This is a genomic window from Luteibacter sp. KNZ12-1A (genome assembly GCF_056755675.1).
Map to the genome: position 1 here is coordinate 1 of NZ_JBPGXU010000129.1, position 10135 is coordinate 10135.

General features: G+C 60.8%; 13 protein-coding genes. 7 read left to right on the forward strand and 6 right to left on the reverse strand.

Annotated elements, in window-relative coordinates; all coding sequences use genetic code 11:
• Nucleotides 1-54: 54 nt before the first annotated feature.
• Nucleotides 55-333, forward strand: a complete 279-nt coding sequence (locus ACR9ZJ_RS17550; RefSeq protein ID WP_481288489.1) for an FAD-dependent oxidoreductase — start codon at nt 55-57, stop codon at nt 331-333.
• Between the two features lie 6 nt (nt 334-339).
• Here the strand turns inward: ACR9ZJ_RS17550 and ACR9ZJ_RS17555 are convergent, their stop codons facing one another.
• Together ACR9ZJ_RS17555 and ACR9ZJ_RS17560 are read right to left on the reverse strand one after the other, a co-directional pair.
• Entirely contained in the window at nt 340-996 is a 657-nt protein-coding gene (locus tag ACR9ZJ_RS17555) for a carboxymuconolactone decarboxylase family protein (protein ID WP_481288490.1), read from the reverse strand.
• Between the two features lie 159 nt (nt 997-1155).
• Nucleotides 1156-1773: an FMN-dependent NADH-azoreductase gene (locus tag ACR9ZJ_RS17560; protein ID WP_481288491.1), complete on the reverse strand. Its 618-nt coding sequence runs from the start codon at nt 1771-1773 to the stop codon at nt 1156-1158.
• Between the two features lie 104 nt (nt 1774-1877).
• On the opposite strand from ACR9ZJ_RS17560, the gene ACR9ZJ_RS17565 reads away from it, so the two are divergent.
• Nucleotides 1878-2270: a winged helix-turn-helix transcriptional regulator gene (locus ACR9ZJ_RS17565; protein ID WP_481288500.1), complete on the forward strand. Its 393-nt coding sequence runs from the start codon at nt 1878-1880 to the stop codon at nt 2268-2270.
• A 156-nt stretch (nt 2271-2426) separates the two neighbouring features.
• Here ACR9ZJ_RS17565 and ACR9ZJ_RS17570 read toward each other — a convergent pair whose 3' ends face one another.
• A complete protein-coding gene (locus ACR9ZJ_RS17570) occupies nt 2427-3314 on the reverse strand; it encodes an alpha/beta fold hydrolase (RefSeq protein ID WP_481288492.1) in 888 nt (295 codons plus the stop codon).
• 164 nt (nt 3315-3478) lie between these two features.
• Nucleotides 3479-4378, reverse strand: coding sequence for a LysR family transcriptional regulator (locus tag ACR9ZJ_RS17575; RefSeq protein WP_481280295.1), 900 nt, complete (start codon nt 4376-4378; stop codon nt 3479-3481).
• Between the two features lie 67 nt (nt 4379-4445).
• Between ACR9ZJ_RS17575 and ACR9ZJ_RS17580 the strand changes: the two genes are divergently transcribed.
• Nucleotides 4446-5144, forward strand: coding sequence for an FMN-dependent NADH-azoreductase (locus tag ACR9ZJ_RS17580; RefSeq protein WP_481288493.1), 699 nt, complete (start codon nt 4446-4448; stop codon nt 5142-5144).
• A gap of 54 nt (nt 5145-5198) precedes the next feature.
• Here ACR9ZJ_RS17580 and ACR9ZJ_RS17585 read toward each other — a convergent pair whose 3' ends face one another.
• Complete coding sequence (locus tag ACR9ZJ_RS17585; protein ID WP_481288494.1) at nt 5199-6257, reverse strand: aldo/keto reductase; 1059 nt, start codon at nt 6255-6257, stop codon at nt 5199-5201.
• A gap of 81 nt (nt 6258-6338) precedes the next feature.
• Here ACR9ZJ_RS17585 and ACR9ZJ_RS17590 point away from each other — a divergent pair, with 81 nt between their 5' ends.
• From ACR9ZJ_RS17590 to ACR9ZJ_RS17600, 3 genes are all read left to right on the forward strand, one after another.
• Nucleotides 6339-6890 (forward strand): TetR/AcrR family transcriptional regulator, encoded by a 552-nt coding sequence (locus ACR9ZJ_RS17590; RefSeq protein ID WP_481288495.1) that lies wholly within the window; start codon nt 6339-6341, stop codon nt 6888-6890.
• A gap of 171 nt (nt 6891-7061) precedes the next feature.
• Entirely contained in the window at nt 7062-7622 is a 561-nt protein-coding gene (locus tag ACR9ZJ_RS17595) for a TetR/AcrR family transcriptional regulator (RefSeq protein ID WP_481288496.1), read from the forward strand.
• A gap of 114 nt (nt 7623-7736) precedes the next feature.
• Nucleotides 7737-8675, forward strand: coding sequence for an alpha/beta fold hydrolase (locus ACR9ZJ_RS17600; protein WP_481288497.1), 939 nt, complete (start codon nt 7737-7739; stop codon nt 8673-8675).
• 2 nt (nt 8676-8677) lie between these two features.
• Here the strand turns inward: ACR9ZJ_RS17600 and ACR9ZJ_RS17605 are convergent, their stop codons facing one another.
• Nucleotides 8678-9691 (reverse strand): MDR/zinc-dependent alcohol dehydrogenase-like family protein, encoded by a 1014-nt coding sequence (locus ACR9ZJ_RS17605; protein ID WP_481288498.1) that lies wholly within the window; start codon nt 9689-9691, stop codon nt 8678-8680.
• Nucleotides 9692-9803: 112 nt separating this feature from the next.
• On the opposite strand from ACR9ZJ_RS17605, the gene ACR9ZJ_RS17610 reads away from it, so the two are divergent.
• Nucleotides 9804-10135, forward strand: a 332-nt coding sequence (locus tag ACR9ZJ_RS17610; protein ID WP_481288499.1) for a winged helix-turn-helix transcriptional regulator, incomplete at its 3' end; no start/stop codon positions are given.

Consider the following 10135-nt stretch of genomic DNA (forward strand, 5'->3'; position numbering starts at 1 on the left):
AGATGTGTATAAGAGACAGTCTATGCCCTTCCCGTCCATCACCGCTGGGAGCGAGTGCCCGGAGTCACCCTGTTAGGAGATGCCGCGCACCTGATGTCACCGTTCGCCGGGGAAGGTGCGAACCTCGCCATGTTCGACGGCGCGGAACTGGCGAAGGCCATCATCGCCCATCCAGGGGACATCGAAGCCACGCTCCTCGCGTACGAAGAGGACCTCTTTCCTCGCAGCTCGGCCACGGCGGCCGAGTCGGACCGGAATCTCAGGCTGTTCTTCAACGACCGCGCGCCATGGAGCGTGGTGGAGTTTTTCACCGGCCCCCGCATGGCCGGGTGAACGCCCTTACGCAGCGGCTAGCTGCCGCTCCAAGGCGTCACGTGCTCGCCTCGCCGCTTCGGCGTCCACACGATCGGCCAGCGTCTGGCCGAGTTGGCCTAACTGGCTCGCCGAAAGGCCGATATTCATGCTGATGCGCATGTGAGCTTGCAGTTGCGGCTCCACGCCCGGCAACGCGGCCAACACGGCAACCGTCGCCAGTTCCCGGCTTTGCCAGTCGAGGTTGTCGCGCTCGAAGATGTCACCGAACACATGTGTCTTGATGTATTCATCGATCGCCGGCGCGAAATCGAATACCGGTCCCTTCACGGGGCCGCCCGCCAATCGGGTCTGGTTGGCGGTCCCCGCGGCAAGCAATGCGTCGCCCTTGGGGACGGCGCGGCTCGGGGCCTGTCCGGCCGCGTCGCGAATGCCTCGTTCCTTGCGCGATTCCAGCACTTTCATGAAGGCGCCGAGGGCGTTGAGGCTGCGCGGAAAACCTGCGTATGCGTAAAGCTGCACCAGGATTTCCCGCGTATCGCTCACGGTCAGGCCGGCGTCGAGTCCATGGTCGAGGGCCGTGGTCAACCGGCCGATGTCGCCGGTGGCGGCGAAGGCCGCGATGGGAACGATGGCTTGCTGGCGAGCGGAGAGAGCTTCGGATGCCGCTGATTCTTCTGTCATATGGTTGCGTCCTTACGAAGCGTGATCCCCTGGAATTTATTACGTCGGCCGTCGCTCCGTAAGGCCACGCATGCGCATGAGCTTATGCGCATGGTTCATCAATGGCAGCCGATCGGCCGGATGGCTGCGCGCCTTGCGGCCGGCGATAGGCAATCGGGACTAAGCCGCCAGCGTCTCGATGCTGCCCATCGCGCGCGCCAGCGCGGCCGCGCGCAGTTCAGGACTGATGTCGACCCCGTCGGCGGCGATCACCTCCAGGTTGTCGATGCCGAGCACCGAGAAGATGGACCGCAGATAGGTTTCCGCATGTTCATGGCGCGCGTTCGGCGATCCCTCGCCATAGATTCCGCCCCGCGCCAGAAGAACGATCACGCGCTTACCGCGCGCCAGCCCGACCACGCCGCTGGCGCCAAAGCTGAACGTTTTTCCGACGACACAGATCCGGTCGATCCAAGCCTTGAGGGAGCTCGGGACGGTGAAATTGTAGAAGGCGACGCCCATCACGATCACATCGCTGGCCATGAACTCCTCGAGGACCTTCCCACTTTCTGCCAGGTCGCTCAGTTCGGCCTGATCGAGATCACTGGTGTCCGCGTCGTGCGCATGGGCTGCGAAAACGCCCCCGGTGAGATCGCCGAGTGGATGGGCGGCGAGGTCGCGGTATTGGACCGTCATGCCCGGTGATTCACGCTTGAGGCGTTCCACGGCCGCGGCTGACATGTCCCGGCTTAACGATCCCGTCGTTTTGATGCTTGTGTCGATATGCAGCAGCTTCACCGCGTCTCTCCTTGTGGTCTGCATTTGAGATTAGGTAATTTAATGAGACTATGGCGCGGCGTGAAGGAGGCAGAATTTTGGGAAAAGGTAAGGAAGTAGTAACCATCCCGGCATCCGCCGGAGGCCGTTACTTTCACGATCAACCAACGTGGGCGTTCGACTCGCAATGTCCCGCGCGAGACGTTCTCGACCGGATCGGCGACAAATGGTCGGTGCTCGTCGTGGCGACTCTCGCGAAGGGCCCGCATCGCTTCAGCGCCGTTCAGCGCGCGATCCCGGACATCTCCAAGCGAATGCTGACGCAGACGTTCCGAGATCTGGAGCGCGACGGGTTGATCACGCGGACGGTGTTCCCGACCAGGCCACCGAGCGTCGAGTACCGCCTGACGCCTCTGGGCGAAACGATTCTCGAGCCCCTGAACGTTCTTGTTCAGTGGACGAATCGCAACCAGGTGGCGATCAAGAACGCTCGCTTGGCATACGACGGAATGTCGTAAACGGCGATCAGAGATTTTTAGTCTTGAGCCAAGTGCGGATGGCCCGTGTGAGTTCCGTCTTCCGTTCCAGCGGCAACCAGTGTCCCGAGGGCATGCTCGTTACGATGAGGTCTGCGCAGGCCGCGCGCATGGGATCGCCTTGGCGGTTTCCCGTGACTAACCCCGTGTCCAACGATTGACGGTGAGAATCGCATCAGCGAAATCCCGTGGCGCTTCCCATGGAAGATTGTGGCCACACTCGACGATGCGGTGCTCATGCCGCGCAGCGAACATCTTCGCGTGGTCAGCGGTGCCACCTGGCTTGAGCGGGTCTTGCGTCCCATCCAGCGTCATGGCGGGAACGGTAATCGGCGGTTTCTGCGCGAGTCGTTCTTCCAGGGGTGCCAGTGCGGGGTCCCCCTCGGCCAGCCCGAAGTCGAAGCGGTAGGAATGGATCACGACGTCGACGAAATCGGGATTGTCGAAGGAGGCTGCCGTTCGCTCGAAGGTCGCCTCATCGAACGACCAATGCGGCGACCACTGCTTCCAGAGAATCCGGCAAAGCTCGCGTCGATGGAGGGCGAGGCATTCGCGGCCTCGCTCGTGCTGGAACAAGTGCTGATACCACACGGCTTGCTCCAGGCTTGGTGCATAGGCGTGACCAAGCCGCTCGACGTCGATGATGTCGTAGCCCGCGTATGAAACGAGGCCCGCGACACGCTCCGGCCACAACGCACTCGCCACGCAGGAAGCCAGGCCACCCCAGTCATAGCCGGCCAGAAGGGCGCGCTCGATACCAAGGGCATCCAACAGTTCGATAATGTCGCGGCCCAACGCCGCCTGCTGACCGCTGCGTATCGTTGCTTCCGATAAGAACCGCGTCGGTCCGAAGCCGCGAAGATAGGGCATGATCACCCGGGCTCCGGCGTCCGCCAGCAGCGGAGCGACCTCGTCATATGCGTGAACGTCGTAGGGGAAGCCGTGCGATAGAACGACCGGCCAGCCCGCTTGCGGACCGAGTTCCACATAAGAGATGTTCAAGGTCGCCGTATTGACCGAGTGCATATAGCCGCTCGCCGTGAAATCGCTGCCGCCGGTATGTAAGGCAGAGCGAGTGGACAGCCTGTGAAGTTCCACGCCATGGAAATGGCGAGCCCCCGTGGCAAGCAAAGCTCGTCATGATTCCTCGGGAACGACCAGGTTCTTCCCCCTCCGCCATCAACGATGTCCTAGGAGCCGGGGTGCTGTCTCAGCGCTTCCAACAGCCATTGTCCAGCGGGTCCAGGCACACGATCGCGCCGATGGGCTGCGTAGATCGTCAATCCGTCGCCAGGTGTCGGATCGTTCTCGATCTCGATGCGAGCCAGGCGCCCGTCCGCGATGGCGTCGGCCACCATGTGGCTGGGCATGCGGCACCACCCGAACCCTGCCAGCAGGAAATCCAGGCGACGCCCAAGATCGACGAAACGCCATAGCCTGGCGCTTGACACCCCGTAGTTGGCCCCGCCGGGATCGACCGGATCCGAGAGTACGAGTTGGACGTGCGGTTCGAGGTCGCTGGGTGTCGCAGGCCTTCCGAGCGATGCCAGAGGATGATCGGGTCTGACCACCGGGACCATGTCGATGCGCAGCAGCGGATGCGCGATGAGGTCTTCGGGCACGGCGGGGAGCAGCAGGCAGATGGCCAAGGCGGCGGAGTCATTGCGCAGGCGGCGCAAGGCGCCGCCCAGGCCCTCGGTGGTGAAACTCACGGGAAGGTCCGGATAGGTCGTGCGCAACGCGTGCAGGGTCTCGATCAATGGCGCGGTCGGCACCAGCGGATCGATCGCCAGCGCGAGTTCCGGTTCCAGCCCTGAGCGATTGCTGGCCGCGACGGCCTGGAACCGGGCCGCGCTGGCCAGCACCAGGCGCGCTTGTTCGACCAGCACCATGCCGATGTCCGTGAGCCGCGGCCGATGCCCGCTTCGGTCGAACAGGCGCACGCCCTGTATCTCTTCAAGGGTGGCCACCGCCTGGCTGATGGCCGATTGGGCGCGGCGAAGCTCCCGAGCGGCCGCGGAGAAACTGCCGACGTCGGCAATCGTCACCAGCACACGCAGTTGATCCAGGCTGAGATTGCCGATCGCCATACATCATAAAAACCGATAGAAACTATCTCCATAATATCTCTTTTCAAGAAGAATGGAGGGTCGCAACATGCGTGCGTGCAGCCCACCTACGGCTGACCCGGTTTTCTGGCACCAGCAATGGAGAGTCGACATGTCCCAACTTCTTGTCATCGAAACCAGCCCACGCGGCAATCATTCGGTCTCGCGCAACATGACCCGCCGTTTTGTCGAGGAGTGGCGCAACGCACATGCGGGAGGCAGCGTGGTCTTTCGCGATCTTGCGCAAATCCACCTGCCCTTTGTCACGGCGCCCTGGCTGCAGGCGTACTTCACGCCACCCGAGCAGCATTCGCCGGACATGAAGGAAGCCTTGAGCCTTTCGGATGAGCTGGTCGCGGAGGTGCTGGCCGCAGATCACATCGTCGTGGCCACGCCCGTCTACAACTACAACATTCCGGCCGTACTGAAGGCATGGGTCGATCACATCGTTCGCAAGGGCACGACGCTGGGGTTCGACGGAAAAGGCCTGGTGCTTGGCAAGAAGGCGACCGTGCTTCTTGCCTCGGGCGGGATCTACACGGAAGGCTCGCCGATTCGCGATCGCGACATCGCCACTCAGTATCTGCGCATGATTCTCGGCGTCATCGGCATCACCGACGTGACCGTCGTCGCTGGCGGCGGTGCCAAGGTCGTCGACCTGGGCGAGGAAACGATGGATGGTTTCATCGCCAAGCTGCACTCCGATCTGCATGAAGCCGCCATGCAGGGCCCGCTGGCGAAGGTCTGAACCATCGAGGCCTGGATACGCCCGCCGATCACCCTGTCACTTCGATTGGCATGGTTACACACCGGTGGGTATGGCGGCGTCGGCTCTGAACCCGGTGGCCGCCTCCGCGGCACGATGCAATAGCGCTGGTACGGATACGCCCTGGTGGTCTTGGCGAGGGGTGTAAGGAGCTTCCAGTAGCTTCGCCTCATCATCGGTAAGCGTGATCGAGAGAGCCGCAACCGCATCATCGATGTGCCTGGTTTTGAGTGCCCCGACAATCGGTGCCGCAACCACGGGATTGCGAAACAACCAGGCAAGCGCAATCTGTGCCTGATTCACTCCACGCTCGGCAGCGATGGCGGCAACCGCTTCTATGATTTCCTGGTCGCTCGCTGCCGTCACCGGGCTTTGCGCGGCAGCTGAAGGCTCGGTTTGCGACCGTTCGGTGACTTGCCCCCACGGACGAGCGAGACGGCCACGCGCAAGGGGGCTATACACCATCGTCTGCACACCTTCATCGGCGCAAAGCGGCAGCATTTCGCGCTCTTCTTCGCGAACGAGCAGGTTGTAGTTGTCTTGCATGGAAATGAATCTAGCCCAGCCGTGTACCTTCTGTAGATGAAGCGCTTTACTGAACTCCCACGCCATCATCGACGAGGCACCGATGTAACGAACCTTCCCCATCTTCACGAGATCATGTAGCGCCTCAAGCGTTTCCTCCCACGGCGTCAGTTGGTCGCGACGATGAACTTGATAGAGATCTATGTAATCTGTCCCTAGCCGATGCAGGCTGTGGTCGACCTCGGCCATGATCGCCTTGCGCGATAGCCCAAAGGCATTGGGACCGTTTCGGGTAGGTGCGGATAGCTTGGTTGCAATGACCACCGCGTCACGATGCGCAAAGTCCTTGAGCGCCCTCCCCACGAACTCTTCGCTCGATCCCGTGGAGTACATGTTGGCCGTGTCGAAGAAATTGATGCCAGCGTCGACAGCGTGGCGAATCAGAGCACGGCTTGCGTCTTCGTCGAGAGACCATGCGGGGTACCCTTGTTCCGGTCGACCGAAACCCATGCAACCGATGCAGATGGGCGATACGTCCAGTCCTGAGTTACCAAGCTTTCTGTATTGCATGATGAATGCCTTTCGCTGAAAATGATAGAGTTCTCCGTATTTAACGGAGAACTCTCCGCTTCGTCAAGAGGTTCATCCAAATTGAGCGAAAAACTGCGCACCGACGCGCGTGCGAACCGGGACCGCATCCTTGAAGTGGCGCGGGACATGCTCGCGGCAGACCCCGATGTGTCGTTGAACTCCATCGCGAAGCTGGCTGGCGTAGGCGCGGGCACGCTTTACCGCCACTTCCCGAACCGGGAGGCTCTGGTGTTGGGGGTCTATAAGAACGAGATCGATGCACAGGCTGAACTCGCGTCAGCGCTACTTGCCCACCATCGCCCCTTGAAGGCGTTTCGCCTTTGGTGCGACCGCCTTGCTCAACTCGGCAGGGTCAAACATGCGATGGCCAAGTCGCTCCAGGCAACGCTCTCGGAACAAGACTCCCAAGACGCCTATCTGCCCATGCTGGACGCGGTACAGAGGTTGATAGCGGCGTGTGAAGCGTCTGGTGAGATGCCACCGGGTAACCATGCGGCTGACGTGCTGGTTCTACTGTCTTGTCTCTGGCGCATCCCCCCCAACGAGGATGGGGAAGCTCAGGCAGCCAGAGTATTGGCGCTTACTTTCCGCGCCATGGGTGCAAGCAATTGATGGGTATGTAGTGCCTGGTGGGTATGTCTGCATCAGGATCCATCGGCGGCTAGTACACGCATCATTTTAAAAAGACTTGATTTGGTAGCGATCACTTCCTAACATGAAGACATGTCTAGATCACCTGCACGAGATTCAGTCACCAGAGCGCCAGGGCGCCCCCGGGAATTCGTGCTCGAAGATGTCCTGGACAAGGCGATTGTTGTCTTTAGTGAATTCGGTTATCCAGCAACCTCGCTGGGCAAACTGACGGCGGCCATCGGACTCACCGAGGGCAGCATCTATAAGGCATTCAAGGACAAGCGAGCACTTTTCCTCGCGGCGCTCGAGCATTATGTCGATCTGCGCGCCGCTCGTCTGGAGCAGGCGCTCTTGGGGGCTCCAACGGGTTTCGAGCAAGTGCGAGCGGTACTGGAACTCTATGTGGACTACAGCCACGGCGCCGCGGGACGACGTGGTTGCTTGGTGGTCGGTAGCGCTGTGGATCTGGCGAGCTCCGATCCGGAGATGGCCAAGCGCGTGAACCTGATCTTCAAGATGCACGAAAAGCGCCTTGTCGGTTGCATCCGGCAGGGACAGGAAGATGGTTCCATCCGTTCTGACGTGGACGCTGAATCCGTCGGACGCTTGCTGGTGTGTGTCTTGCAAGGCATGCGTGTGCTGGGCAAGACCGGCCGCTCCCGCCAGGAAATGACAGGTCCGATCGAGCAGGTACTGAAGCTGCTCGAGTAAGTTTTTTTGACCAATTTGGTAACGATTGCTATCTAATTAGGTGCTGCGCACAGCCGCCAGCCGGACCAATCAGTCACAAAACAGTCATCGAACTTGAAGCGAAGAGGTCTTCCTGTGGAACACGTGATTATTCAAATCCCGGAAAACGATGCAGCGCCCCTTCTCACGCCAGAAGCCTTCTGGTCGATATTCCACCACGGTACGACCACAGTAAACGGCGTTCGCCTGCACTACGTCGAAGGTGGTCACGGTTCGCCGATCCTGCTGCTGCCTGGCTGGCCACAGAGTTGGTACGCATGGCGATATGTGATGCCGCAGCTTGTCCAGGCCGGGCGCCGTGTCATCGCGCTGGACCCACGTGGCATGGGTGATTCGGAGCGACCGACGTCCGGGTATGACATGCAGACCGTGGCTTCGGACGTTCATGGATTAGTCGAAGCACTGGGCCTTCTGGCTGACGGTCCCATCGATGTCGTGGGGCACGATATCGGCGCATGGATCGGTTATGCCTATGCGGCCGGATGGCCGGCGCACGTAAAGCGGCTGGCCGTTTTCGATTCGGCCCTACCGGGTGTCACGCCATTGCTGGCGAGCGGCATTCCTTCGGAAGAGGCAAACGTGAAGACCTGGCATTTCGCCTTCAATCGTTTGCCCGATCTGCCGGAGATCCTGCTGAAAGGACGTGAGCGCGAGTTCTTGACCTGGCTGTTCCATGCCAAGTCGGTTCACAACTGGGCGATTGGTGCGGTGGATCTGGACGAATACGTTCGCGTCAACTCGGCGCCGGGCGCATTGCGTGCTGCGTTGTCCTACTATCGCCATCAATTCAGCCAACAGGGATTGGCCGAAAGCCGGCAACGCGCCGAACGCAAGCTTGGAATCCCGGTGCTGGCCTTTGGCGCACAGCAAGGCGTAGGCACGATGCTGTTAGAAACGATGAAGCTGGTCGCGGATGATGTGCGGGGTGGAGTATTGAACGCCTGCGGGCACTACATGCCGGAAGAAGCACCCCGTACGGTTGCACGACTCATTATCGAATTCGTGAATGCGTGACACTACAGATGCCGGGTCGGAGGTATAAGAACCGCCCTCGCGTTGGCGGTTCCCTGATAGGCCATCGCAGCTTCAATCTCCTCGAAACGAAAGGTTTTGCCAATCCGGGTTCGAAACAAAGGGTCTGCGATGACCGTGCGCAGATCGGCCATCGCCGCCGCCAGCCGTGTCGGGTCTTGGGCCGTGGTGCTGCTGAAGTTGCTGAATCGCTTCACGACGAGGTTTTTGCTCATGAACAGCCGCGACGGGATTGTCACGGGCACCGAGGCATCCAGCGTTCCATAGATGTAGATCGAGGTATTCATGGGCATGTGTGGCGCAATGCGGTTGATCGAGGCGCCGCCCAGCCCGTCGAACACCGCGGTGGTTGCAAGGCTTTGGGCCAGTTGTTCCAGTTGGTCCTCGAACCCTTCGTCATCCATTGCCACGACGTGAGCAAGACCCCGTTGACGGAGCTCCTCGCCTTGCGCCCGCGAACGCACGAGGTGGACCACCGCAACCTGGCGTTTTTTCGCCAGCGCGGCCAGGGCCAGTGCGGTCGCCGAGGCGCCCGCCGTCGCGATCACACCATGATGGCCTTCGGCCGCAATTTGATCCAGGAAGGCATAGGCGGTGAACGCATTGACCAGCGAACCACAGTAGTCGCGTATCCGCACCTCATCAGGCAGGATGACGCAGCTGGTGTAAAGCAACTGCGCCTTTTCGGACCACAACCCAACCGTCCTGGCACCGATGCCAAGCGACCGATAAATCGCCACGGGCTTCCCCAGGAAGTCCTCCGGCACGTCATCACCGATCGCGGCCACTTTGCCAGCCGCGGACGCGCCCCATACGCTGTTCGATCCACGGAGAACTCGACCGGCCGCGTCGGGCATCGTCAAGAACAGCTTGTCGCCGTGGTTGATGGCGCATGCCTCGATGTCCACGATCACATGACCGGGCGGCGGCGTATCAGGCGTGGGAAGGTCCAGCACGGCCAACCCGCGGCTGGATGTATTGATGCCGATCGCTTTCATGCATGCTCCTCAAGTCCGGCCGTCATTGAAGGGAGTGATACCGGAACCGGGTACATGAGAATCCCAATACTTACTTCTAACAAGTACGGAATTATTTGTTAGTGTCGCTGCCATGAAACTTGAAACGAAGTGCCCTGTGGCGTTCACCTCGCGCATCCTGGGCGGCAAGTGGAAAGCCAGAATCGTCTGGGCGCTCGTCCGGAACGAACCATTGCGTTTCTCGGAAATCCGTCGAGCCTGCCTGCCCGTCAGCGATCGCATCCTGACCAAGGAACTGCGGGAGCTGCAGCACTGCGGCCTGATCTCGCGCAAGGAATTCCCGGTCATTCCGCCGAAAACGGAGTACCGCCTGACCGCCTTGGGTCAGACGCTTCGTCCGGTCATGGCTGTCATGGCCGAATGGGGTTCGGCCAATCGCGAAAACGTGATTGAACCCCCGGAAGA

Bases quoted from the DNA above. Each gene is read 5' to 3' on its own strand.
- ACR9ZJ_RS17555 (WP_481288490.1), bottom strand. From the start codon at position 996: ATGACAGAAGAATCAGCGGCATCCGAAGCTCTCTCCGCTCGCCAGCAA.
- ACR9ZJ_RS17570 (WP_481288492.1), bottom strand. From the start codon at position 3,314: ATGCACTCGGTCAATACGGCGACCTTGAACATCTCTTATGTGGAACTC.
- ACR9ZJ_RS17575 (WP_481280295.1), bottom strand. From the start codon at position 4,378: ATGGCGATCGGCAATCTCAGCCTGGATCAACTGCGTGTGCTGGTGACG.
- ACR9ZJ_RS17580 (WP_481288493.1), top strand. From the start codon at position 4,446: ATGCGTGCGTGCAGCCCACCTACGGCTGACCCGGTTTTCTGGCACCAG.
- ACR9ZJ_RS17585 (WP_481288494.1), bottom strand. From the start codon at position 6,257: ATGCAATACAGAAAGCTTGGTAACTCAGGACTGGACGTATCGCCCATC.
- ACR9ZJ_RS17605 (WP_481288498.1), bottom strand. From the start codon at position 9,691: ATGAAAGCGATCGGCATCAATACATCCAGCCGCGGGTTGGCCGTGCTG.